Below are 24,645 nucleotides of genomic sequence, written 5' to 3'. Positions count from 1 at the left end.
GGCCCGCCCCCGGCCTAGACGCCTCGCGGGGGGGGGCGGGGGCCGCCCCCCGCCCCGCCACGGCGGTACGCCCGCGCCGGACGGCGCGGGCGTACCGTACTCGGGTCGACCCGGTGGTCGGCTCAGCAGAGCACCAGCACCGTGGCCTGGATGAACGTGTGGTCCTTGAAGCCCTCGACCACCGGACGGAACGCCTCGGCCGCCGTCTTCGGGGCGGGCTCGGGGCTGCCGACCGCGAAGTCGTGGGACTGGTCGAGCGTCGCACGGACCTGCTCGCCGGGGCAGTGCACACCCTTGTTGGCGACGATGACATCCGTCAGCTGGGTGACCAGGTCACCCAGGTTGTCGTCCTGCCAGCTGGCGATCGTGCCCTCCGGGTCCTCGAAGCTGAAGCGCTCGAAGACACGGGCCTCGGCGCGGCCCTCGCCCTGGATCATCACCATGTACACACGGCGCTGGACCAGGGAGTCGGGGAGGCTCGCCAGATTCTCGGCCACCTTCTCCGGCGCGCCGTAGAACGCGTGGGTCTGACAGTCCCACGCGGCCGGCGTACAGGCGGCGGCCCTGACCTCGGTGGTGGACTCGGGCTGAGTGAGCAGCTTTTCGGACAAGAGACTCGGCTCCTTCCGGAGGGGTACGCCCGGACCTGCTGCGCGCCATGGTGGCGGCGGGCGGATACGGCCACGGTAGACACGCCTGACCGGCCGCGTCGATCTCCGGAAAACCCCCTACGGGGAACACCTCACCGGTGAACGCACCCCTCCCGCGGGCCGTCCGCCGCTCTCACCCGAACGGCCGGTTCGGCCGTGTTGACCACGGCCCGGCGGCACACCACGATGAGGCCCCCGACCGCGCGTGGACGCGAGGAGACCGCGTATGGGAGCACTCAGTCTGTACGGAGCCGCGCTCCGCGTCCCCGGCATCCCCCGGGTGGTGATCGCCCTCTTCGCCTGCCGGCTGCTCGCCGGAATGGTGAGCCTGGCGCTGCTGCTCGCGGCCGAGGACGTGATCGGCGGCTTCGCGGGCGCCGGACTGGTGGCGGGCGCCTACGCCGTCGCCCTCACCTTCACCGCCCCCGTCTGGGGCCATGTCACCGACGCCCGGGGGCTGCGGAGATCCCTGCTGGTCGCCACCGTCCTTCAGGCGCTGGCCTTCACCGTCTTCCTGCTGGTCGCCGCCGGGGAACCGCATCCCGCCCTGCTGGCCGCCGCCGCCTTCACCGTCGGCGCCTGCACCCCGCCGTCCGGCGCCGTCTCCAACTCCGTCTTCACCGGCTACGTCACCGGGGAGCAGGAGCGCAAGACCCTGCTGGCGCTCTCCGGCCTGCTCACCGAGAGCGTCTTCATCCTCGGCCCGCTGATCGTGGCCGGGGCGGTCCTGCTCTTCTCCCCGCTCGCCGCCGTACTGGCGACCGCCGTCATCTCCACCGCGGGGGCGCTCTGGCTGGCCGGGGCCGCGGCCGTGGCCGCCGCCGACCGCGAACGCGCCGAACGGCCGAGCCACCCCGACCGCGACCGGTTCGTCTGGCCACCGGGCCAGCTGAGGATTCTGACGGCCATCGCCCTCGGCGCGGTCGCGATCGGCGCCGTCCAGGTCACCTCCGTCGCCCACGCCGACGGCATCGGCACCAGCGCCGGACTGCTGCTCGCCGTCACCGCCTGCGGCGGCGTCCTCGGCAGCCTGCTCTACGGCGGACTCCGGCTGCCCGGCTCCCAGACCACCCATCTGGTCATCGCCCTCGCCGGATACGGGCTCGCCATCGCCACCCTCGGCCCCGAACCCGGACTCGCCCTCAGCCTGGTCCTGCTGTTCGTCATCGGCTTCGCCAACGGGCCCGCCGACGGCATCGAAGCCGCCCTCGTCTCGGACCGTGCCACCCCCGAGACCCGGGCCCGCGCCTTCGGCCTGCTGGTCTCGGCCAACTGGATCGGCTTCGCCGCCGGATCCGCCCTCACCGGCTACGTCGTCGAGCACACCGCCACCGGATCCGGGGCGATCGTCGGCGCGGTCGCCGCCCTCGCGGCCGTCGTCGCCCTGCTCGAACGGCCCCGGCCCGCCCGGACCCGCGCCACCGGAGACCTGCCGTCGGACAAGGGGGCCGAACATGCCGACTCCTGAACCCCCCGCCGACGGCCCCGGCCCGTACCCCACGACCCATCAGTACCTCGCCTTCCACGGCTGGTCGGGCCGGTGGGAAGAGGTCGCACGCCGCCTCTTCGCCACCCCCGGCGACCTGGTCGCCGCCCCCTGCTGCGCCCTGCTCCTCGCCGGACCCCACCGGGGCGATGTCGTCGTCCTGGAACGCGACGCGCCCGGCGGACCCAGGGCCCGTACCCTCGCCAGGACCGGAGCCGTACCGGAGGAACTGCCCGGACGCCTCGCCCGGCTGGTCCTCGACGGCGCCCCGGCGGAGGAGACCGTGGCCGCCCTCACCGCGGCCGGCGGCTTCACCGATCTGGGCACCACCCCGGCGCCCCCCACGGCCCGGGGCGCGTTCGGCCATCCGCTGCGCCACTATCCGGAGGACGGTCGGCTCGACGCCTATGTGCTCGCCGCCCGGCGGGACGGCGAACGTTATGTCCCGGCGGGTTTCGGCCGGGGCCCGGCCCGCGAACCCGGCTGGGAACTCTTCACCGTGACGGGTCTGCGCCGCGCCGTCGCGGGCGCCCTGTACGGACTGCCCCGGGAGATCGTCGGCCGGGAGCACCGGCTGCTCTTCCTCCGGGCCGGGGAGACGTGCGAGATCCACCACTTCGTCACCGCCCCCGGCGACCCGGCCCAGGTCACCGTACGCGTCCACCGGGGCACCGGACCCGACGACACGGCGGCCCGCGCCCTGGCCGCCGCGCGCGGCGCCGAAACCCCCGGCGAGCGGACCCGGGCGGTCGCCGCCGTACTCGACGGCCTCGGCGACTGGGAGGTCGCCGGGCCGTCCCTCGCTCCGATCTCACCGCGCGGCCTCTTCGGCAGACCACTCGACGCACTGGCCGCCGGGCGGCCCACGGCGGCCGATGTCGTCGGCGCGGCGGTCCTCGTCCACTGACCCCGCGCCGACGACCCGGCCCGCTCAGTCCCCGTTCACCAGCGGCAGCCGGGGCACATCGGCCGGTACGAAGCCGAAGACCTGCCCGTAGAAGGAGAGTTCCGCCTCGTAGCAGGCCGCGATGTTCGCCCGGTCGCGGAAGCCGTGCGACTCCCCGGGGAAGGGGAGATAGGCGTACGGCAGCCCCCGGTCCGCCAGGGCCTCGGCGAACCGCAGCGACTGGGCGGGCGGCACCACCGGATCCTCCAGACCCTGGATCAGCAGCACCGGGCACCGGATCCGGTCCGCCCGCTCCAGCGGCTCCCGGTCCGCGTACTCGGCGGGGTCGTAGGAGCCGACGAGTTCATAGGCGTACCGGGACTCGAAGGCATGGGTCTCCGCGCCGAGCGTCCGCAGCGACGACACCCCGAAGTAGGAGACACCCGCCCCGAAGACGTCGTACGCCGTGATCGCCGCCAGCACCGTCCAGCCGCCCGCACTGCCGCCCCGGACCGCGATCCGGCCCGGGTCCGCGAGCCCCGCGCCGACCAGCTCACGGGCGACCGCGACCACGTCCTCCACATCGGCCGCGCCCCAGCGGCCCCGCAGCCGGTCGCGGTGGCGGCGGCCGAATCCGCTGGACCCGGTGTAGTTGACGTCGACCACGCCGATACCCCGGCTGGTGAAGTACGCCTTGCCGAGATCGAGTCCGGGCCCGGCGAAGCCGGTGGGCCCGCCGTGGGCCCACAGCACCCAGGGCGGCTTGGCGGACGCGGCCGGCGGAGCCCCGTCCGGGGGCGGCGGCAGGGGCCCGGTGGGGGCGTAGACATAGGCCGATACCGGCGTCCCCGACGCGCCGCGCACCACCAGCTCGGACGGCTCGGGGAGCAGTGCGGCGGGCGGCAGCCGGTCGGCCTGCCGGGCCAGGACCCGGTAGCCGCCGGAGACGATGTCGACGGCGAGCACCGAGCGCGGCAGCCGGGGGCCGTCCGCGATCCCGGCGACCGTCGTCCCGGCCACCGCTATCCCGCCCGACCAGCAGTCGTACGGCAGCTCGACGTCCCGGAGGGTGCCCGTGTCGGGGTCGAGCACCCCGAGCCGCAAAGGTCCGCGGCCGTGCAGTACGGCCAGCCGGCCGTCGGCGAGGACGCCGTACGGGCGGTCGCCCAGCTGCCACGGCGGCTCGGCGAACTCCTCCTCGGCGGGGAAGAGGGCCCGCGCGGTGGAGCCGTCGGCGGCCAGCAGCCAGAGATTCCACCAGCCGGAGGCGTCGGAGATCGCGTAGAGCGAGCCGTCGTCCCGCCAGAGCGGCGCCAGTACGGACTCGGCGGGGCCGCCGCGCAGGACCCGCGTGCCGGTGAGGGCCCCGTCCGGCCCGATCCGGGCCAGCCGCAGTTCGGTGCCGTCCCAGGGCATCCGGGGATGGTCCCAGGCGAGATAGGCCAGGGTGCCGCCGTCGGGGGAGACGGCCGGGCAGGCGTAGAAGTCCGCGCCGGAGGCCAGGGTACGGACGGCCGCCGGGTCGTCGGCGGCGGTGCCGTCGAGGGGGACGGCGGCCAGGGAGCGGACCGAGACGTCCTCGCCCTCGACCTCACGGACGCACCACACCTCGGCGCCGGGGCCGGGGGTGAGATCGGCATAGCGGACCCCCGGGCCGCCGGGGGAGGGGGCGGGGGTCAGCGGGCGGACGGTGCCGTCCGGGTCCGCGCGGTGGATCCGCTGATCGGAGCGGTGGACGAAGAGCACGGAGCCGTCGGGCAGTAGGGAGTAGGAGCGTCCGCCGTACTCGTGGACCCGGGTGACGGCGTCCCAGTGCGGGGCGAGCGGCTCGACGGCCGGGGCGTGGCCGTCAGGGCCGGTGTCGGGGGACCGGCGGACGAGCGCCGTACGGCCCTTCTCGTGGGGGCGGCGCTCCTGCCACCACACACCCCGGCCGGGACCGTCGGCGACGACGGCGGGGAAGCCGAAGTGCAGCCGGGCGGAGGCGACATCGGCGGCGGTGATCGGCGGGGCGGCGGGCACGGGGCGGTCCGGCGGGGTCAACGCTCCATCACCGCGACGGGGCTGCCGCCCTCCAGCAGCCACTTCGCCACCATCGAAGCCCGGGTGTGGACCGCGTACCGTAAATAGAGCCGCTGGAGATGGGAATCGACGGTCCGGGCGGATACGCCGAGTCGTTTGGCGATCTCCTTGTCACAACAGCCCTCCGCGATGAGCGAGAGGATTTGTGCCTGACGTGGGCTGAGGTTCACGGGGTTCTCCTCGTCCGCGACGGCGGCAGGGGGCGACCGGGAACCGCCGGACGGTGCCGCTCCGGTCCGGCGTACGGGCGCGGCGCGCGGGGACCGTGCGTCTTCCGCGGGATGAGGGGGTGCGCCGCGACAGCTGACGTCCCGCCACCATACCCAAGGGGGTAGGGGTACAGAGGCAGTCGAACGCGCCATAAGAGGGCGGAGGGCGACGGTTCGCGGGACGGGCTTCCGGCAGCCCCCACCGGTATCACGGCTATCACCCCGTCCCCGGTGTCACCCGGGTCGCGCCCGGTGGCGGTCCGTCCGGTGGACGGCGCACCACCGGCTTCGGTCCGGCCGCAGCGACTTGCCTGCTATGGGCGGGACTTCGGTGTGATCCGCATTGATCACCATCAGGTGGTAAAAGTGCAGGTCCCAGCGGTGAAGCCGCGGTGATAGCATTCCCGAATCCGCGATCATGAATCTCACAACTCAGGCACGTCGCCACATAGTTGGCGTGGGGGAAAGCGGCCGGGTTGCGGACCCTCTCGAGGTGTATCCGTCGATGTGTTCAGGTCATGCGCCGGGAAAGGTATGCCGTGAATCAAGACGCACTCATATGGTGCCTGGTTGCCGTGGCGGCGACAGCCGTCGCCGCGGTCGTATTGCTGGTCGGCCGCAATAGGGCCCTGGGGGCGAAAAGACGCGAGGTCGAGGCCGAACTGGGGCATCGACTGCGATTGACGGAGAGTCAGCTCACCGTAACCCAAGCCGAGTTGCGGCGAATGCGGGACGAGCAGGAGGCCACGGTCAAGGAAGCGGAGGAGTCCTCCGAAGACAGCACCAAGGCCGTATTGAAGGGCGCCGCCCGCTTCCTCCAGAGCCTGGCCGCGGAACAGATGGCGCTTCTCGAGGAGATTCAGCGGAAATACGGTGGCCACTCGGTCCTGTCGGACCTGCTGGAGGTCAACCACGCCAATGCCCAGATGGCCCGTAAGGCCCAGGGCATCGCGGTGATGTGCGGTGCGCCGATCGGCCGCCGCAGCCGCCCGGCGAGCGTTTACGACGTGGTGCGCAGCGCCCAGGGCCAGATCCGCAACTTCAGCCGGGTCGAGATCATGCAGCAGACCGGCTTCGCCCTGAAGTCCTCGGCGGTCTCCCCGGTCGCCCTCGCCGTCGCCGAACTCCTCGACAACGCTGCCAGCTTCTCGCAGAGCGACGCCCCGATCGAGGTCACCTTCCAGCACGTCCAGAACAACCTCTGCATCGTCATCGACGACGCCGGTGTGAGCATGAACGACGAGGAGCGGCAGAAGGCGACCGCCCTGCTCTCCGGCGACGTCCGGCCCCGCCTCTCCCAGCTGGGCAACCAGCCCAAGTTCGGTTTCCCCGTGATCGGCCTGCTCTCCCGCCAGCACGGATTCCATGTAGACGTCACGGGCGTCTCCCGGTACGGCGGCGTCCGCGCCGTCGTCCTGCTGCCCGAGGAGCTGTGGACCATGGAGGAAGTACCGCAGCAGCCGGTGACCGAGGCTCCCGTACGGGACATCCGCGAGGCGGAGGGCCGGGGCCAGCACTCCGGGCGCACCGTCCACGGACTGCCCAAGCGCGGCGCCCGGCAGGCCCCGCGCAACGGCCTCGGCGCCGCTCGTGAGGGCGTCCGGCCCGCGGCCAGGAACGCCGACGACGCCGCCCGCGCCACCGGCCGCGGCCTCGGCGCCTTCCAGCGCGGCAGCATATCCGGCCGCAACCTCGACTCCCCGCCGTTCGAAGGGGCAGAAGACACATGACCGCAGATCTGTCGTGGATGCTCGAGGACATCGTGCGCAATGTGCCCAAGGCACGGCACGCCGTCCTGCTCTCGGCCGACGGACTTCCGCGCGGCGCCACCGAGGACCTCTCCGCCAAGGACGTCCGCACCATCTCCGCCGCCATGGCGGGGATGCAGTCGCTCAGCCGGGCCATCGCCCACTTCGCCGGGGACGCCGTGGACCGGCGGTGGAGCCAGACGATCATCGAGTTCTCCCATGGCTGGATCTTCCTCATCGGGGCCGGGCAGGGGGCCTATCTGGCCGCCGCCGCCGCGCCCGAGGTGGATATGCAGCAGATCTCCTTCCGGATGCACCGGCTGGTGGCCCGGCTGGGGGACAACCTCACCTCGCCGCCGAGGGTGGACGCGGGCCGCGCCAAGACCGCGGACGACCCCCGCAGCCGCCCGGCGTCGGCCGGGGCCCCGGGCTTCGTCCTGCCCGAACTCGACCAGGTCGTCGCCGAGGTGGCCGGTGCCCGGCACGCGGTCCTGCTCGGCGGCGACGGACTGCCGCGCGGCGCGACCTCCGGACTCAGCCGCGATCTGGCGGACACCATCTCCGCCGCCATGACCGGCATCCACGCCTACAGCCGGGCCACGTCGCCGTTCACCGGCGGCCCGGGCGACACCCGGTGGCGCCAGACGGTGATCGAGTTCGAGCACGGCTGGATCTTCCTGATCGCCGCGGGTGACGGAACGTTTCTGGCCGCCGCGGCGGAGCGCGACGCCGATATCGAGGAGTTCAGTACCCGTCTGCACGGCGTGGTACCGAGGCTGACACAAGGTCCGGCACGGGCGGGGAGCGCCGATGCATGAGGAACCTGAGCACGAGCTGGAACTGACGTCCGATCTCGTACCCCTTTTCGTGATCACCAACGGATGGGTACTGCCACCGGACCACGAGTACGAACGGACCACCCTGGTCTGCGCCGAGGCCGACACGACCGCCGCCCGGACCCTTTCCCCCGAGGCGCGCGTCGTCCTCGACCTGGTGGCCGACGGCTTTCTCTCCGTCGCCGAGGTGGCGGGCCACACCCATCTTCCGCTGGGCGTCGTCCGCATTCTGCTGGCGCAGCTGGAGGAGAACGCGCTGATCGTGGTGCGAAAGCCCGTCCCGCGTGCCGAACGTGTCGACAGAGAACTGCTCAGCGCCGTGCTCGATGGCCTGAAAACCCGATTCGGAGCGTGACTCGTGTACCTGGACCCAGGCGTCTCCACCGCGGTGAAGATCCTCGTGGTGGGCCACTTCGGAGTCGGCAAGACCACCTGTATCGGCAGCATCTCCGAGATCGAGCCCCTGCAGACCGAGGAGGAGATCACCGAGGCCAGTGAGGGCTTCGACGATCTCTCCGGCACCCCGGACAAGACGACGACCACCGTCGCCATGGACTTCGGCCGGCTCACCCTCAGCGACCAGGTGGTGCTGTACCTCTTCGGCACCCCCGGCCAGGAGCGCTTCAAGGAGATGTGGGAGGAGCTGTCCCGCGGAGCCCTGGGCGCCCTCGTCCTCGTCGACCCGGAGCGCCTCTCCGAGTCCTTCCCCATCCTCGACCTCGTCGAGAGTTTCGGACTGACCTACGCCATCGGCGTCAACCACTTCCAGACATCGCCGGTCTATCCGCTCGACGAGGTCCGGGAGGCGCTGAACCTCAGCGCCGACACCCCCGTCGTGGCCTGCGACGTACGTGATGAGCGCTCGTCCGCCCAGGCGCTGATCACTCTGGTGAACCACCTTCTATCGCTTCTCGGCTAGGAGACTCCCCCATGCAGCAGCTCCCCGACGGCAGCGGGATACCCGCGGGCTGCCCCGCACACGGCAATACACCGCTCTACGGGGCGGCGTTCGGTTCCGACCCCGAGGGCACCTACGCCACCCTGCGTTCCTACGGCCCGAGCGCCCCCGTCGACATCGCCCCCGGTGTCGAGGTCGAACTGGTCACGAGCTACGACGCGGCGCTCTACATCCTGCAGAATCCGGCGTCCTTCGTCCGTGACTCCCGCCGCTGGAACGCGCTCAACGAGGGGCGGGTGCCCGAGGACAGCCCGGCCCTGCCCATGATGGGCTACCGGCCCAACGCCCTGTTCAGCGACGGGGCCGCCCACGCCCGGCTCCGCCAGGCCGTGACGGACAGTCTGGCCACCGTCAACGAACTGCAGCTGGTCCGGCAGACCCAGCAGTCCGCGGACTATCTCATCGGCCAGTTCAGCGGTGTGCCCCAGGGGCAGGCCGAGCTGATGGCGGACTACGCCCAGCCGCTGCCCCTGCTGGTCTTCAGCGACCTGTTCGGCTGCCCGCCGGAGATCGGCGACCGGGTCATCGCCGGGATCTCCGGGATCTTCGACGGCACCCCCAACGCCGACCAGGTGCTCGGTGGCGCGCTCGGCGAGCTGATCGCCCTCAAGCGGCGCAGCCCCGGCAGCGACCTGACCACCCGGCTGATGGAGCACTCCGCCCGGCTGACCGACGAGGAGGTGCTGCACCAGCTGGTGACCCTGCTGTCCGGTGGTACGGCCCCCCTGACCGCCGCCATCGGCACCAGTACGGCCCTCTATCTGGCGGAGGAGTGGCAGACCGGGCTCCCGGTGGAGGACGCGGTCTCCCAGGCGCTCTGGAACTACGCCCCGATCGCCAACTACGCGGCCCACTACCCGACCCACGACGTGGAACTCGGGGACCGCACGATCCGGGCCAACGACCCGATCGTGATCTCCTTCGCCGCGGCCAATACCGACCCCCGGCTGACCGCGCACCGGGAGCAGCTCAGCGGCAAGGCCCATCTGGCCTTCGGCGCCGGGCCGCACGCCTGCCCCGCCAAGGACCCGGCGTTCATGATCGCGGTCGCGGCGGTGGAGACGCTGCTGAACCGGCTCCCCGATGTCGAGGTGCGCGTTCCGTTCAAGGACCTGAACTGGGCACCCACCCCGTGGAGCCGCACCCTGGTGAATCTCCCGATCCGCTTCACCCCCCAGAGCGCCGCCCCCAAGCCGGCCGATTACACCCGGCCCTCGGCCCAGCGGGCCGTCGCCCCGTCCCACCCCGGCACCCCGGCGCCCGCGGCACGGCCCCAGGCCAAGGGGGGACTCTTCAGTCGATTCCTGGCATGGACGAGGGGGGAGTGACGTGAGTGACCGGAGTGACGTAGGTTACTTCGAGTGATGCGACGGTCGCGGATAGCTTAATTGTTTCTGGGGTACACATGGCGGCTGACGCTGAAGAAAGGATCCGCCACTGTGAGGGTCGCGACCCCTGCCCCGGTAGACCGCCGCACCGCCGCACCGCTCTTCTCCCGGCTCCGAACGGCGAAGGGGCAGAGTGCCCCCTTCCCGATCTACGCGGAGCTACGGTCGATGGGGCCGGTCCTCCCGGCGCCGTGGGGTGGCCATGTGGTCACCGGCTACGACCTCTGCGACCGGATACTCCGCGACCGCGACTGGCTCGAACCGGACCGGAAATGGCGTGACCGCCGAGGGGGCGGGACCCGCTGGGGCTCGCCCTCCTCGACGGAGATGAGCAAGACCCTGCCCGCCCTCAACCCGCCCGACCACACCCGGGTCCGCCGGGCGGCCGGTTCGTTCGACCGCAACGCCATCGAGCGGATCGGCCGGATGGTCGGACCGGTGACCGACCGGCTCCTCGACGGTGTCGCCGAACGGGTCCGGCACGGCGAGGCCGACTTCTCGGACCTGGTCTGCGAGGAGCTTCCGGTGGCCACCATCGGCGGCTGGCTCGGCCTCCCGTCCGGCGATCTGCCCCGGCTGCGGGAGCTCACCCACGATCAGGTCTTCACCCAGGAGCTGCTGCCGTCCGCGAGCCAGCTGGCCCTCTCCGACGCGGCCACCGCCGAACTCCGCGCCTACTTCACCGAACTGGTGCGCGAGCGCCGGCGGTGCCCCGGTGACGACCCCGTGTCCCGGTGGATAGCGACCTGGGACGAACTGGAGGCGGACCGCGACAAGGCCGACGAAGCGGTCTACTTCCTCGTCCTGTTCGTCCTGCTGGCGGCTCTGGAGACCACCTCCACGATGCTCGCCACCACCGTCCTGCTGCTGCTGGAGCGCCCCGAGTGGTGGTCCCGGCTCGCCGCCGCCCCTGACCTGATCGCCGGATTCGTGGAGGAGTCGCTGAGGTACGACCCGCCGACCCAGGTCATCAGCCGGGTCGCCGCCCGGGACCAGCTCCTCGACGGGGTCGAGGTACGCCAGGACGAGATGGTGCACCTCATGGTCGGCGCCGCTCACCGGGACCCCGCCCGCCACGACGATCCGGAGCGTTTCGACCCGCTGCGCAAGCCCGGCCATCTCGCCTTCAGCGGCGGCATCCACTACTGCATGGGAGCGCCGCTGGCCCGACTCGAAGCCCAGACCCTGCTCCGTCACCTGACCACGCGGCTGCCCCGCCTCACCCTGGTGCGCCGCCCTTCGTGGGCGCCCCGGGTGGCGTTCCGCCGCCTGCTGAACCTGGATGTCGCTCTCGCATGACTACCAGTCATATATTCGCCGCCGGCTCGCTCCGGCCCCCGTCCGTGCCGCCCGGGGACGCCGTGCCCGGACCGCTGGGGATCCGGGAGGACGGCCCGGTCCTGCGGGTCGATCTGAACCCCAACGGCGGCAACAGCATCGGGATCGCCGCGATCGGCGAACTGACCGCGCTGATCGACCATCTCCACGACCGCCCGGAGGTACGGGCCCTCGTACTCTCCTCGTCGGGCCGCGACTTCTGTCTGGGCGCGGACCGGGACGAGTACCGGACGATCCTGGAGGCGGATCCCACGGGGGCGTCCCTGCGGCGCGCCGTCGACACCGCCCGCCGCCTCTGCCAGGCGCTGGAGAGCACCCATGTGGTCACCGTCGCCCGTCTCCACGGCGGTGTCGTCGGTGCCGGACTCGCCGTCGCCTCCTTCTGCGATCTGCGGGTCGGCGCGGACGACTGTCGCTTCCGGATGCCGGAGGTCGCGGTGGGCCTGGCGCCCGCGTGGGGCGGCGCCCTGGGCCGGCTGATCGCGGAAGCCGGTGCCTCGCGGATCCGTGAACTCATGCTGACCTGCGAGAACTTCGACGCGCAGACGGCCCGGCAGATCGGCCTGCTGCACAAGGTGGTGCCCCGGGACGGACTCGACGACGCCGTGGACGCCTGGACGGGGCCGCTCGCCCGCCGCTCCGCCGAGGCGCTGGCGCTCACCAAGAGCATGTTCGCGGGGTACGCGCGGGCGCACCGCACCTCCGACACGTCCCTGCTGGACGCGCATCTGCTGGCCGCGAGGCTCACCCGGTAGAGCGCGCGGGGCCGGCCCCGCGCGGCGCGTTCCACCGCCCCTCGCCGTCCCGCCTCGTTCCGCCGGACCCGCCGCCCGCGCCGGGTCCGGCGGGTCGGCGGGGGCGGGCGTACGGAACGAGCGCCGCCGCCGACCCGTACGCCCGGCCCACCGACCCGCTACCGCAGGAGCCACCGCGTGACCACGCCAGCCCATCCGGCGCTCGCCGACGGTCCGGTCTATCTGGACTACAACGCGACCACGCCCGTCGACCCCCGGGTCGTCGCCGCGATGGTGCCGCATCTGACCGCCCACTTCGGCAATCCGTCCAGCGGCCACGACTACGGCACCCGGGCCAGGGGCGCCCTCGCCGACGCCCGGGCCCGGGTGGCGGCCCTCATCGGCGCCCGCCCCGGCGAGATCGTCTTCACCGGCTCGGGGTCGGAGGCCAACCTGCTGGCCCTGCGCGGCGCCGTCCTCGCCTCGGGCCGGTCCCGCCCACAGGTGATCACCCAGGCCACCGAGCACCCCTCGGTCCGGGAGAGCTGCGACGACCTGCGCCGGTGGCACGGGGCGCGGATCACCGTACTCCCGGTGGACGGGGACGGCCTCGTCGACCCGGCGGACCTGGCCGCCGCGCTCACCGACGAGACCGTACTGGTCTCGGTGATGGCGGCCAACAACGAGACCGGCGCGCTCCAGCCGATCCCCGAACTGGCCGCCGCCGCCCGGGCCCGGGGCGCGCTGTTCCACTGCGACGCCGCCCAGGCCGCGGGCCGGATCCCGCTGGACGTCCGGGCCCTGGGGGTGGATCTGCTCACCGTGGTCGGACACAAGATGTACGCGCCCAAGGGCGTGGCCGCGCTCGCCGTCCGGGAGGGCGTGGCGCTGGAGCCCGTCGTCCGGGGCGGCGGCCAGGAACGCGGACTGCGGGCGGGCACCGAGAGCGTCGCCCTCGCCGTGGCCCTCGGCGCCGCCGCCGACCTCTGCGCCCGGGAGGCGGCCGACGGCGCCCCGGCCCGCCTCGCGGCCCTGCGCGACCGGCTGCGCCGACGGCTGGACGAGGGGCTGCCGGGCCGGGTCCGGCTGCACGGCCCGGCCGGTACGCTCCGGCTGCCGAACACCCTGAACATCGGGATCGCGGGAATCGGCGGAGACGCCCTGCTGGCGGGCGCGCCCGGGATCGCGGCCGCCACCGGATCGGCCTGCCACAGCGGGGTACCCGCCCCCTCCCCGGTGCTCACCGCCATGGGCCTGTCCGGCGGGCGGGCCCTGGAGGCGGTCCGGCTGTCGCTGGGGCGCTGGACCACCGAGGCCGAGGTCGAGACGGCCGCCGCCGCTCTGCTGGCGGCGGCCGGCCGCGGAATACGCCCTCGCCGAGCGGCCCGGCGGCGCTCGGCGGCCCGGTGCCGGAATGAGGCGTACCGCCTATGAAGGGCCGTCCCCTGATCCCGGCGGCCGTGCGACGGCGAAGGCCCGGGAATCACCGGACCGCCCTGAACCGGGGCGTACGGAACGCCCCGGAATTGCCCGGTCGGCGGAAAACCCGGAACGGGCTTCCGTCCGGCCGGGGTGGGGGCAAAGCCCGTAATGATTCGATTTGTTATACGCCTACACCCTGTGAAGATTCAGTGTGTTCCGCCATATGGCTGAAATGTGACGGTTCATCAAAGCCCCGGAGGAGCAGTTTAAGTGTGCTGGTGACGGGCGTGCGAAAGGGTTCTGGATAGTGAGTCGAAGGGAGATCGGAGTTCTTCTGATATCCGAGGACCAGTTGGATCGGGCTGGACTGCATGCGGTTCTGGGGAAGGATCCGGGAATTGCCGTCGTCGGTGACGCCGAATCTCCCGGGGAGGCCCAGCAGTTAGCCGTATCGGTCAAACCCGATGTGATCCTGTGCAGTGAGCGGACGCTCTCCCGCGAGACCGTGGTACTTGCCGAGCGGCTGGCCGCCCAGTCCTGCGACGCCCGTCCGGTCCATCTGATCGTGCTGGTGCCGTCCCCCGACGAGCAGGCCATCGGCCTGCTGCGGATCGGCCGGTGCACCCTGCTGGGGCGGAGTGTGAGCCCCGGCGACCTGATCGCCGCGGTCCGGCTGACGGCTGCCGGGTACATGCCGATCAGAACCGACTTGGCGCGCAATCTGGCCACCGCCTCGGTCTCCCTCAAAGGGGCGTCCCAGGAGACCCCGGATCAGGTCCGGGCGCTGACCAAACGCGAACGCCGGGTATTCGAACTCATGATCCAGGGGCTGTCGAATCCGGAAATAGCGGTGGGTCTCGGGGTCGCCGAATCCACCGTCAAGTCCCATGTCCAGAACATCCTGGGAAAGCTGGGACTCCGGGATCGCGTACAGGCCGTCATCTTCGCTTATGAGGCGGGCATCGTACGCCGCCCGGCGCCGCTGACCGAGCGCATGGGAATGTCGTACGCCTGATACCGCAATAGCGCGGCGGGCCCGTTTCGACTCCGGAACGCGACCTCGGCGATACGCTCCGTTCCGGCTTTCCGCCGGACCCGGCGCCCGGAGTGGGGCGCCGCGACGGCCCGGGGTGCCCATTCGGACACCGCCGTCCGGTGGGCGGGCCCGGCGAAGTGCCGCCGGGTCCGCCCACCGGCGCCGTCAGGACCGGTCCGTCAGCTCGTCGGCGATGAACTCGGCGAGATCGTCGAGGCTCTGACCGCCCAGCATCCGGGCCAGCGGCACCGTGACCGCGTACTCCCGCTGCACTTCGCTCCGCACCTCGGTCGCCATCAGGGAGTCCAGCCCCTGACGGCTCAGCGGCTTACGGGTGTTCAGCCGCCGGGCGGGCAGCGCCAGCACCTTGGAGACCCGGTCCGTGAGAAACGCGCGGACCGCGTCCGGGTCGCCTCCGGCGCCTGCCGGTATTCCCCCGGTGGTCCCGTCGGCTGCCGCACCGGCGGCGGGAGCGGCCGGAGCGGGTACCGGTACCGGAGCGGTGGCGGGTGCCGGAGCCGAGGCGGCGACCGGGACGGGCACCGGCGGCACGGGCACCGGGGGAGCGGCCACGACGACCGGCGGTACCGGCACCGGACCGGCGGCGGCCGGAACCCGAACCGGCGCCGGGGGAGCGGCCACCGGCTCGGCCCGGTCCGCCAGCCAGGCCCCGCCCAGGACCTCCGCCAGCAGGGCGTCCCGCGCGGCGTCCGGATAGGCCGCGCCCCAGCGCTCCCAGTCGACGGCCAGCACGGTGACCTGCCCGGCGCCCTCGCCCTCGGTCAGCAGCCGCTCCAGTACGGCGATGCCCTCCTCCGGGGTGAAGCTCTCCATGCCGTTCGGCGCGAGATCCCGCCCGTGCTCCGCCGCGTACCGGGCCACCATCCCCACGGTCGACCAGAAGCCCCAGTTGACCGAGAGCGCCGGCAGACCCAGGGAACGGCGATGGTGCGCCAGCGCGTCCAGGCCCGCGTTCGCGGCGGCGTACCCGCCGAGCCTCGGAGAACCGAGGACCGCCGACGCCGACGAGAACAGGGCGAAGAACTCCAGCGGCACCCCGTCCAGCACCCGGTGCAGCGCCCACGCGCCGGTCACCTTGGGCCGGACCATCGCGTCGAACGCCTCCGGCGTCAGTTCGGCCGCCGACACCAGATCGATCACCCCCGCCGTGTGCAGCACCCCGCGTACCGGCGGCCTGCCCTCAGCGGCGAGCCGCCCCAGCAGCGCCCGCAGCGCGCCCTCGTCGGCGACGTCCACGGCGTGATACGTCACCCGCGCCCCGGTCCTGCCCAGCTCTTCGAGTACCGGGCCGCGCGCCCCGAGCGGACCGCGCCCCAGCAGCACCAGATCCCGGGCGCCGCGGTCGACCAGCCATTCGGCCAGCCGGACCCCGATGCCCCCGAGCCCGCCGGTGATCAGATACGTCCCCTCGGACGCCCGCCACACGGCGGCCTCCGCCGGTCCGGAATCCGCCGGTCCGGACATGGCCCGTCCGGGTACGGCCCGTTCGGGCGCCGGGTCGGTGGCCCCACCGGCCCCGGCCGTCCCGGCGGTCTGGTCCAGCCGGACCAGCACCTTCCCCACCTGTCGGGCCCTGGCCATCAGCCGGAACGCCGACTCGACGTCCGCCGCGTCGAAGACCTCGTACGGCAGCGGCTCGATCGCCCGCCCGTCCACCAGCTCCAGCACCCGGTCCAGCAGCGCGCCCGCCCGGTCCGGCCGGTTCCGCAGCATGTCCACCAGATCCATCGAATGGAAGGCCAGGTTCCGGGAGAACGGCTCCAGCCCGATCGGACTGTTCCCGATCAGATCCCGCTTGCTCATCTCGATATAGCGGCCGTACGGCGCCATCAGCGACAGATTGCCCGGAATCGCGTCGCCCGCGAGGGAGTTGAGGACCACGTCCATCCCCGCGCCGCGCGTCGCGTCCCGGAACTCGGCCACGAAGTCCGTCGACCGCGAGTCCGCCACATGCCGGATCCCGAGCGTCTTCAGCAGTGCCCGTTTCCGCGGACTGCCCGCCGTCGCGAAGATCTCCGCGCCCCGCCACCGCGCCAGCTGGACCGCGGCCAGCCCGACACCGCCGGTCGCCGCGTGGATGAGCACCCGCTCACCGGGCGCCAGACCGCCCAGCTCGCAGAGCCCGTAGTAGGCGGTGAGATACGCGGCCGGGAGCGTCAGCGCCTCCTCGACCGACAGCCGGGACGGCACCCGCGCCACCAGCCGGGCATCGGCCACCGCGTGACTGGCCAGCGCGCCCTCGGTCAGCGCCACGACCTCGTCGCCGACCCGGACCCCGGCCGCGCCGGGACCCAGCGCCGTCACCACACCCGCGCACTCCCAGCCCAGCGGAGCCCCCGCCGGAAGCCCCGGATAGGCGCCCATCGCGGTCAGCACATCACGGTAGTTGAGCGCCGCGTGCGTCACCCGGATCTCCACCTCGCCCGGGCCCGCCGTCCGGGCCGCCACCGGCACCGGACCGACCTCGTCCAGCACGCCGGCGGAACCGCCCCGGATCTCGTACCGCTCCGGAACCGCCGGGGTACCCGTACCGGAGGCCGGTCCGTGCTCCCCGCCCGTCGCCCGGCGGACCAGCCGGGGCACCCGCCGCGTCCCGTTCCGGAACACCACCTGGCCCTCGCCGTCCCCGGCGGCCAGCAGTTCGGCCGCGAGCAGCGCCGCGTCCGCCTCCCCGGCCCCCGGCGCCAGATCCACCAGCGCGCACCCCCACCCGGGATACTCCTGGATCAGCGCCCGGCCGAAGCCCCAGAGCATCGACTGCCCCACCGACACCGGACCCGGCGCGTCCGGTACGTACTGCGCGCCCTCCGTGACCAGACAGAGCCGGCCGACCCCGCCGCCCGCCTCGTCCAGCGCCCGCACCAGCCGCAGCACACTGTGGCAGCCCAGCGACTGCGCCCGGGCGACCGCCGCCGACGGCTCCACCGCCCCGGCCGGATCGGAGACCGCGCGCGACCACAGATGGACCACACCCGCGCACTCCGAGCCGTCCGACGCCCCGCCGACGTCCGTGAGCAGCCTGCGGTAGTCGTCGGCCGCGTCCGGGTCGATCCGGTACCGGTCCGGACCCGTCCGCTCGTACGCCTCCCCGGCCTCCACCAGCACCGCACGGCCGCCCAGCCGTCCGGCGAGCGCCGCCGTCCACGGGCCGCCGTCCCCGAACAGCAGCCAGTAGCCGTCCCGGGGTCCGGCGGCCACCACCGGCGGAGCCGCCCGCCACACCACGTCGTGCAGCCCGCCCCCGGTCACCGAAGCCGACGGCCGGGGGATCAGGAACCGCAGCGACACCCCCTCCAACTCGGCCACCAGCGCGCCGTCGTCGGTCCGGATCTGCACCGTCCCCACCACCGCGTCCGGCCGGACCTCGGTTTGGACGGCATGGCTCCACACCGGCCCGTCGGGCCGCCGGTGGAACCGGACCCGACCGATCCCGCCCAGCACGAACGCGTCGTGCTCGCTCCCCTCGGCGAACCCGTCGGTGGCCGCCGCCAGGGTATGGCCACAGGCGTCCAGCAGCGCCGGATGGAAGAACTGCCGGGCGTCCGCCGCGTCCACCGACGGCGGCGCCACGATCCGGGCCAGCGCCTCACCGTCGCGCCGCCACAGCGCCGAAACGCCCTGGAAGGCGCCCAGCCACTGGTTGCCCTTCTCGGCGAACCGCCGGTAGAACTCCGCCCCCGACAACTCCTCGCACCGGGCCCGGATCACGTCCCGGTCCTCCCCGGCCCGCTCCACCGCCCCCGCCGGGCCCCCGGTCAGCATCCGGCCGCCGACGTTCCGGACGAACTCCGGCTCGTCCCCGTACCGGCTGCTCACCTCGAACGACCACACCCCGTCCGCGCCGTCCGGCGTCAGCGCCACCCGCACCACGGGCGGCTCCTCACCCGGCGGCAGATAGATCGCCCGGTGGTACGCGACCTCCTCCAGTACGGGCACCGCGCCGAACGCCGCCGCCCCGGCCGCCGCCACCAACTCGACGTACGCCGTCCCCGGCACGATCACCACACCCTGGACCTGGTGGTCGGCGAGATACGCGTTGGCCGCCAGATCGACCGTGCCCTCCCAGACCGGATCCGGCCCCGGCAGCCGCACCCCCAGCAGCGGATGACCCGCCGCACCCTCCGTCGCCACCGGTGCCGCCGGTGCCGGTACGGGGGTAGCGCCCGCCGTCTCCGGGAACCAGTACCGCTGCCGCTCCCACGCCGGACCAGGCAGCCGGACCGCGGGCGGCACCGGGGCGAACAGCCGCCCGAAGTCCACCGGATGCCCGCTCAGATGCACCGAGGCCAGCGCGTCCAGCAGGGTCGCGGTCTCCGGCTCGTTCCGCCGGGTCGACCCCACCACCAGACCGTGGCCGCGCGCCCGGTCCGCGTACTCCCGCATCGCGGGCACCAGGATCGGATGCGGACTGATCTCCACCAGCACCGTCCGCCCCCGCTCCAGCAGCGACTCGATCACCGGCCCGAACCGGACCGGCAGCCGCAGATTACGGCTCCAGTACTCGGCGTCGAGCCCCGAACCGTCGACCGGCTCCGCGTCGACCGTCGAGTACATCGTCACCTCGCCCGCCCGCGGGGAGACCGACTCCAGCGCCTTCAGCAGCGGCTCCCGCAACGGCTCCACCTGCGGCCCGTGCGAGGCGAAGTCCACCTGCACCAGCCGGCAGAACACCCCCCGCTTCTGCAGGGCGACCAGGATCTCCTTCATCGCCTCCCCGTCGCCCGACAGAATCGTCGACGACGGTCCGTTGACCGCCGCCACACAGACCCGGCCGCCGTACGGCTCCAGTTCGCGCTCCGCCTCGGCCGCGCTCAGCTCCACCGACGCCATCGCCCCGCCCCGGCCCGCGACCCGCTTCGCCAGCGCGCTCCGGCGGCAGATCACCGCGGCCCCGTCCGCGACGCTCAGCGACCCCGCGACCACGGCCGCCGCCGCCTCGCCCATGCTGTGCCCGACGACCACATCGGGTTCGAGCCCCCACGACCGCCAGACCGACGCCAGCGCCACCTCCATCGCCCACAGCGTCGGCTGGACGACGTCCACGCCCTCCAGCGCGCCCTCGCCGTCCGTCAGCCGCTCCAGCACCGACCAGCCGGTCTCCGCCCGGATCGCCGTATCGCACTCCTCCATCGCCCGGCGGAACGCCGGTTCGGTACGGAGCAACTCACGGCCCATCCCCACCCACTGCGACCCCTGCCCCGGGAAGACGAAGACGACCCGCGCCCGCTCCTCGTAGACATCGTCCGCCGACCGCAGCGCCGGACCCGGCTCACCGGCGAGAAACGCGTCGATCCCGTCCACCATCTCCCGGTGCGACGAGCCGACCAGCGTCAGTCTGCTCTCCCGGTGGTCCCGGCGGACCGCCGCCGAGGCGCAGACGTCCCGCAGCGGCAGCGCGCCGCCCGTGCCGTCCTTCGACAGGAACTCCCGGTAGTCGGCGGCCACCCGGCGCAGGGTCTCCGGCAGATGCGAGGAGAGCGTCAGCAGCTCCGGGCGCTCCGCCTCCGGCGGGCCCTCGTCCCGGGCCGGTGCCGCGGCCGGTTCGTGCGCCGCCAGCACCAGATGCACATTGGTGCCGGAGATCCCGAACGCGCTCACCCCGGCGAGCCGCGGCCCCGCCTCCGGCGCCGCCCACTCCTCGGCCCGCTGCGGCACCCGCAGCGGCAGCGACGGCCAGTCGACCGCCGACGTCAGCTCCGCACTGTGCAGACTCGGCGGTACGACCCCCCGCTCCAGCATCATGACCGTCTTGATCAGCCCGGCGATTCCCGCCGCGCCCTCGCAGTGCCCGATATTCGTCTTCGCCGACCCCACGAGCAGCGGCCGGTCCGCCGCCCGCCCCTCGCCCAGCACCGCCGACAGCGCCCTCAGCTCCACCGGATCGCCGACCGGGGTCCCGGTGCCGTGGGCCTCCACATAGCCCACATCCGCCGGAGCCACCCCCGCGTCCGCGTAGGCCGCGCTCAGCGTCTCCCGCTGCCCCGACTCGGCCGGGGCCATCAGCGCGTCACCCGCCCGCCCGTCGTTGACGGCGGCCGACCCCAGGATCACCGCCCGCACCGCGTCGCCGTCCGCCAGCGCGTCCCGCAGCAGCTTGAGGACGACCACCCCCACGCCCTCGCTCCGGACGAAACCGTCGGCCGCCGCGCCCGCGAACCGGCACCGCCCGCCGGGCGACAGCATCCGCCCGTCGGAGAACGTGATGCTCTCCTCCGGGGCCAGCACCAGATTCACCCCGCCGACCAGCGCCAGCGACGACTCCCCGGACCGCAGACTCCGGCACGCCATGTGCACCGCCGTCAGCGACGACGAGCAGGCCGTGTCGACCGTCAGACTCGGGCCGCGCAGATCGAAGGCGTACGACAGCCGCCCCGACAGCATGCTCGGCGCCGTCCCCGCGTTGGCGTACACGTCGAGCACGCCCCGGCGGCTCATGGTCTCCCAGTAGTTACGGCCCATGGACCCGACGAACACCCCCGTACGGCCCGCCGTCAGCCGCTCCCGGGTCAGCCCCGCGTCCTCCGCCGCCTCCGCGACCGTCTGCAACAGCAGCCGCTGCTGGGGGTCCATGTGCTGGGCCTCGCGCGGAGCCACCCCGAAGAAGTCGGCGTCGAAGGAGTCGATCCCGGCCAGAAAGCCCCCGTACCGGGTGATGATCCGGCCCGGTGTGCCCGGCCGCGGATCGTAGTAGGCGTCGATGTCGAACCGCTCGGCGGGCACCTCGGTGATGCAGTCGTCCCCGTCGTACAGCCGCGACCAGAACTCCGTCGCGTCCGTCGCGCCCGGGAAGGCGCACGCCAGACCCACCACGGCCACGGCCCGGTCCGGATCCACCGCCCCGACCGGGGCCCGCCCCCGGCGCGCGGCGGAGACCTTCGGGTCCTTGCGGGTCTTCCGGCTCGTCGACCTCGTCATCGTCCGTGTCCCTTCCTCGTTCGTGTCGTGCCCGTACGGTTCGTCCCGCTGCCCGCCCGTCGCGGGCGGCCCGGTCAGATCGCCCATGACGCGGCCTCGCTCATGGTCAGAACGGCGCCGCTCACCACGAAGCCGGGGGCGGCGCCCGCCAGCAGTACGTGATCCCCCGGGCCGAGCTGACCGGTCGTCACCAGATGGTCGAGGGCGACCACGTGGTCACTGGCCGCCAGATGGCCCACGGTGCGGCCGAAGTCCCAGGTCGACTTCTCCTCCGGCAGCCCGAGCGGATCGAGGAAGAACTGCCCCACCAGGTACTGGCCCTGGTTGACGTAGATCGCCCGGGCGATATCGCCGACCTCCAGCTCCGCCTCCGCCAGAGTCCGGCGCACCACCTCGGCCTGGCGCCGCGCGATCAGCTCGTTGATCTCGGCCAGCGGCCGGTTCGTCCGCCCGAAGTGCCGGGCCCGGGCCACCATGTCGATGGTCTCCCGCCCGTGCGGGTCGAACAGCGGCTCCGCGCCCCGGTGCAAGCCCTCCAGCTCCGGGATCACCGACTGGTTGACCGACCGCAGCCGGGCGAAACCCCCGCCCCGCTCCAGTACCAGGGCGCTCGCCGCGTCACCGATCACCGTCCCCGGCCCGTAGCCCTGCCAGCGGTCGCCCTTCGGGGAGGTGAAGTTGTCGGCGGTCGTCAGCAGGGCCGTCCGGCGCCCTGGGTCCGCCGCGAGCTGGCCCACGGCCAGCTCCAGCGCCGCCAGCATGCCGTTGCAGCCCTGGCTGACCTCGAAGACGGCGGCGTCTCCGCAGCCCAGCTCGCGCAGGATGTAGCCGCCCGGGTACCACATCTCCGGGCCCTGCCGCAGCACACACGAGTGCAGCAGCAGATCGACCTCCGCCGCTTCCCGGCCCGCCCGCTTCAGCGCCTCGCGGGCCGCCGACACGGCCATGTCGACGGGCGGGGTGTCCCCGGCCACGAGGGTGCCCGTCACCCCCGAGTCCAGCATCAGCGTCTCGTTGTAGAGGCCCAGCTCGATGGCGCGACGGCTGCTCATCCGCTCCGGCAGATAGGCGCCGAGACCGCTGAGATGGATGTCCTGAGGCCGCATACGTCTCCCTTGTGTCCGTTGTGTCGCTGGAATTTCCGGTGACTCCGGTATCCGGTGGTGACAGTCGTGTCCGTGGTGTCAGTGGTTTCCGTGGTCTCTCCGGCCTGGGTGTTCCGGCCGGAGAGACCACGGCCGTCACGACAGCCGGCGGGCGATGACGGAGCCGATCTCCCGCAGGACCTCAGGCCGCGCCATGCCCAGGTGGTCGCAGTCGACGGAGTGCTCCGTCACCGCGCCGCCGACGTACGGCCGCCACGACGCCGGTGTCGGCGCCCCGGCCTCCCGGCCCTCGGCGGCGGTGAAGAAGAGGACGTCGCCGTCGTACGCGTCCGGCTCGTATCCGTCCATCAGCCGCAGATTGTTCGCGGCGATCCCGACCAGGGCCCGGATCCGCTCCTCGTCCAACTGGGCGGAGACGCTGTTCTCCGCCCGGACGAGCCCGAGCAGACCGGTGGGATCCGCCGCGTCCCCGTCCGCCCCGGCCGGATCGAGCCCGGCGTGTTCCAGCAGCAGCCCGACCGGATCCCGGTCGTCCTCGGCCCGCCCGGCGAACGGCGATACGGGGTACGAGTCCAGCAGCGCCAGCAGCCGGACCTCCTGGCCCGCCCGGCGCAGCTCGGCCGCCACGGCATGGGCCACCACACCGCCGAAGGACCAGCCCAGCAGGTGATAGGGGCCGTCGGGCTGGACCGAACGCAGGGTGCGGACATAATCCGCCGCCATCTCCCGGAGCGTGCCCGGCAGGGGCTCGTGGTCCGCCGCGCCCCGGGCCTGGAGGCCGTAGAGGGGGCGGTCCGCGGGCAGCCCGCCGAGCAGGGCCGCGTAGCACCAGCTCAGTCCGCCGGTGGGATGGACACAGAACACCGGAGGCTGCTCGCCGCGCGAACGCAGGGCCAGCAGGGTGCCCAGCGCCGAGCCGGACTCGTCGGGATCGGCGGGGGCACCGGACCCGTCCGGATCGAGCCGCCGGGCGAGCGCGGCGACCGTCGGATGGTCGAAGAGGGTCTTGATGGTCGGCCGGCCGCCGAGGACGGCCCTGATCCGGTTGATCAGCCGGGTGGCGAGCAGGGAGTGGCCGCCGAGCTGGAAGAAGTCGTCGTCCACCCCGACGCGGGCGAGCCCCAGGGTCTCGGCGAACAACTCCGCGAGGGTGTTCTCGTACGGGGTGCTGGGCGCGCGGCCCGTGATCCGGCTCGCGAAGTCGGGCGCGGGCAGGGCCCGGCGGTCCACCTTGCCGTTGGTCGTCCGCGGCAGATCGTCGAGAACCACGAACGCGGTGGGGACCATATGGTCCGGGAGTGTGCCGCGGAGGCGGTCGCGGACGGTACCGGGATCGAGCGGGCCGTCGCCGCTGGTGCCGGGCGCGGGCACGAGATAGGCGACCAGGTGGACGCCCGAGACCTCGTCGGTATGGGTGCCCGCGACGGCCTGGGCGATCCCCGGAAGTTCCGACAGAGCGGCCTCGATCTCGCCGAGTTCGATCCGCAGCCCGCGGATCTTGACCTGGTGATCGGTCCGGTTGAGGTAGTCGAGGGTTCCGTCGGTGGTCCAGCGGGCGAGGTCGCCGGTGCGGTACATCCTGGTGCCGGGTGGGCCGTACGGATCGGCGATGAAGCGTTCGGCGGTGAGCCCCGGGCGGTGGAGGTAGCCGCGGGCCAGACCGATACCGGAGATATAGATCTCGCCGGGGACACCCGGAGGTACGGGCCGCAGCGCACTGTCGAGCAGCCTGATGTGGGTGTTGTGGTTGGGGGTGCCGATGGTGATGGGTTGGTTGGGGGTGATGGGTGTGGTGAGGGTGGTGCAGGCGGTGGTTTCGGTGGGTCCGTA

At 73.1% G+C, this 24,645-nt stretch carries 17 protein-coding genes; 11 read left to right on the top strand and 6 right to left on the bottom strand.

Going from position 1 to position 24,645, the window contains the following annotated elements; all coding sequences use genetic code 11:
- Positions 1-122: 122 nt before the first annotated feature.
- Entirely contained in the window at positions 123-611 is a 489-nt protein-coding gene (locus AB0G74_RS32190) for a hypothetical protein (RefSeq protein ID WP_361153617.1), read from the bottom strand.
- Positions 612-876: 265 nt separating this feature from the next.
- Between AB0G74_RS32190 and AB0G74_RS32185 the strand changes: the two genes are divergently transcribed.
- Both AB0G74_RS32185 and AB0G74_RS32180 read left to right on the top strand, forming a co-directional pair.
- A complete protein-coding gene (locus tag AB0G74_RS32185) occupies positions 877-2,118 on the top strand; it encodes an MFS transporter (RefSeq protein WP_361153614.1) in 1,242 nt (413 codons plus the stop codon).
- On the top strand, positions 2,105-3,043 hold the full coding sequence (locus AB0G74_RS32180; RefSeq protein ID WP_361153611.1) for a hypothetical protein: 939 nt from the start codon (positions 2,105-2,107) through the stop codon (positions 3,041-3,043). Before AB0G74_RS32185 ends, AB0G74_RS32180 begins: the two co-directional genes overlap by 14 nt.
- 24 nt (positions 3,044-3,067) lie before the next feature.
- Here the strand turns inward: AB0G74_RS32180 and AB0G74_RS32175 are convergent, their stop codons facing one another.
- Together AB0G74_RS32175 and AB0G74_RS32170 are read right to left on the bottom strand one after the other, a co-directional pair.
- On the bottom strand, positions 3,068-5,065 hold the full coding sequence (locus tag AB0G74_RS32175; protein ID WP_361153608.1) for a prolyl oligopeptidase family serine peptidase: 1,998 nt from the start codon (positions 5,063-5,065) through the stop codon (positions 3,068-3,070).
- Positions 5,062-5,274, bottom strand: a complete 213-nt coding sequence (locus AB0G74_RS32170) for a helix-turn-helix transcriptional regulator (protein WP_361153605.1) — start codon at positions 5,272-5,274, stop codon at positions 5,062-5,064. Before AB0G74_RS32170 ends, AB0G74_RS32175 begins: the two co-directional genes overlap by 4 nt.
- A gap of 614 nt (positions 5,275-5,888) precedes the next feature.
- Here AB0G74_RS32170 and AB0G74_RS32165 point away from each other — a divergent pair.
- From AB0G74_RS32165 to AB0G74_RS32125, 9 genes are all read left to right on the top strand, one after another.
- The gene (locus tag AB0G74_RS32165) at positions 5,889-7,043 is read left to right on the top strand and encodes an ATP-binding protein (protein WP_361153602.1); all 1,155 of its coding nucleotides are present in this window, start codon (positions 5,889-5,891) and stop codon (positions 7,041-7,043) included.
- Positions 7,040-7,879 carry a roadblock/LC7 domain-containing protein gene (locus AB0G74_RS32160; protein WP_361153600.1) on the top strand — a complete coding sequence of 280 codons (840 nt, stop codon included), beginning with the start codon at positions 7,040-7,042 and terminating at the stop codon, positions 7,877-7,879. The genes AB0G74_RS32165 and AB0G74_RS32160 overlap by 4 nt, the downstream gene beginning before the upstream one ends.
- The gene (locus AB0G74_RS32155) at positions 7,872-8,252 is read left to right on the top strand and encodes a DUF742 domain-containing protein (RefSeq protein ID WP_361153597.1); all 381 of its coding nucleotides are present in this window, start codon (positions 7,872-7,874) and stop codon (positions 8,250-8,252) included. Before AB0G74_RS32160 ends, AB0G74_RS32155 begins: the two co-directional genes overlap by 8 nt.
- Before the next feature lie 3 nt (positions 8,253-8,255).
- Entirely contained in the window at positions 8,256-8,816 is a 561-nt protein-coding gene (locus tag AB0G74_RS32150) for an ATP/GTP-binding protein (RefSeq protein ID WP_358827064.1), read from the top strand.
- Between the two features lie 11 nt (positions 8,817-8,827).
- Positions 8,828-10,183 (top strand): cytochrome P450, encoded by a 1,356-nt coding sequence (locus AB0G74_RS32145; RefSeq protein ID WP_361153594.1) that lies wholly within the window; start codon positions 8,828-8,830, stop codon positions 10,181-10,183.
- Between the two features lie 111 nt (positions 10,184-10,294).
- Positions 10,295-11,542 carry a cytochrome P450 gene (locus AB0G74_RS32140; protein WP_361153591.1) on the top strand — a complete coding sequence of 416 codons (1,248 nt, stop codon included), beginning with the start codon at positions 10,295-10,297 and terminating at the stop codon, positions 11,540-11,542.
- Positions 11,539-12,336 carry an enoyl-CoA hydratase/isomerase family protein gene (locus AB0G74_RS32135; RefSeq protein ID WP_361153588.1) on the top strand — a complete coding sequence of 266 codons (798 nt, stop codon included), beginning with the start codon at positions 11,539-11,541 and terminating at the stop codon, positions 12,334-12,336. The genes AB0G74_RS32140 and AB0G74_RS32135 overlap by 4 nt, the downstream gene beginning before the upstream one ends.
- Positions 12,337-12,513: 177 nt before the next feature.
- Complete coding sequence (locus AB0G74_RS32130; protein WP_361153585.1) at positions 12,514-13,749, top strand: cysteine desulfurase family protein; 1,236 nt, start codon at positions 12,514-12,516, stop codon at positions 13,747-13,749.
- Positions 13,750-14,203: 454 nt separating this feature from the next.
- Positions 14,204-14,752, top strand: coding sequence for a response regulator transcription factor (locus AB0G74_RS32125; protein WP_361153582.1), 549 nt, complete (start codon positions 14,204-14,206; stop codon positions 14,750-14,752).
- A 186-nt stretch (positions 14,753-14,938) separates the two neighbouring features.
- Here the strand turns inward: AB0G74_RS32125 and AB0G74_RS32120 are convergent, their stop codons facing one another.
- From AB0G74_RS32120 to AB0G74_RS32110, 3 genes are all read right to left on the bottom strand, one after another.
- A complete protein-coding gene (locus tag AB0G74_RS32120; RefSeq protein ID WP_361153580.1) occupies positions 14,939-21,709 on the bottom strand; it encodes an SDR family NAD(P)-dependent oxidoreductase in 6,771 nt (2,256 codons plus the stop codon).
- 74 nt (positions 21,710-21,783) lie between these two features.
- Complete coding sequence (locus AB0G74_RS32115; RefSeq protein ID WP_361153578.1) at positions 21,784-22,815, bottom strand: ketoacyl-ACP synthase III family protein; 1,032 nt, start codon at positions 22,813-22,815, stop codon at positions 21,784-21,786.
- Positions 22,816-22,950: 135 nt separating this feature from the next.
- On the bottom strand, positions 22,951-24,645 hold a 1,695-nt coding region (locus AB0G74_RS32110), incomplete at its 5' end, for a thioesterase domain-containing protein (RefSeq protein ID WP_361153575.1).

This window comes from Streptomyces sp. NPDC020875 (assembly GCF_040641415.1).
GTDB lineage: Bacteria > Actinomycetota > Actinomycetes > Streptomycetales > Streptomycetaceae > Streptomyces.
The sequence above is the reverse complement of the archived record's forward strand: the minus strand, read 5'-3'. Positions and strand labels throughout refer to the sequence as shown.

Excerpts from the sequence above, each read along its gene's own strand:
- AB0G74_RS32155 (WP_361153597.1), top strand. The coding sequence starts at position 7,872 with ATGCATGAGGAACCTGAGCACGAGCTGGAACTGACGTCCGATCTCGTA.
- AB0G74_RS32120 (WP_361153580.1), bottom strand. The coding sequence starts at position 21,709 with ATGACGAGGTCGACGAGCCGGAAGACCCGCAAGGACCCGAAGGTCTCC.
- AB0G74_RS32135 (WP_361153588.1), top strand. The coding sequence starts at position 11,539 with ATGACTACCAGTCATATATTCGCCGCCGGCTCGCTCCGGCCCCCGTCC.
- AB0G74_RS32160 (WP_361153600.1), top strand. The coding sequence starts at position 7,040 with ATGACCGCAGATCTGTCGTGGATGCTCGAGGACATCGTGCGCAATGTG.
- AB0G74_RS32185 (WP_361153614.1), top strand. The coding sequence starts at position 877 with ATGGGAGCACTCAGTCTGTACGGAGCCGCGCTCCGCGTCCCCGGCATC.
- AB0G74_RS32145 (WP_361153594.1), top strand. The coding sequence starts at position 8,828 with ATGCAGCAGCTCCCCGACGGCAGCGGGATACCCGCGGGCTGCCCCGCA.
- AB0G74_RS32180 (WP_361153611.1), top strand. The coding sequence starts at position 2,105 with ATGCCGACTCCTGAACCCCCCGCCGACGGCCCCGGCCCGTACCCCACG.
- AB0G74_RS32115 (WP_361153578.1), bottom strand. The coding sequence starts at position 22,815 with ATGCGGCCTCAGGACATCCATCTCAGCGGTCTCGGCGCCTATCTGCCG.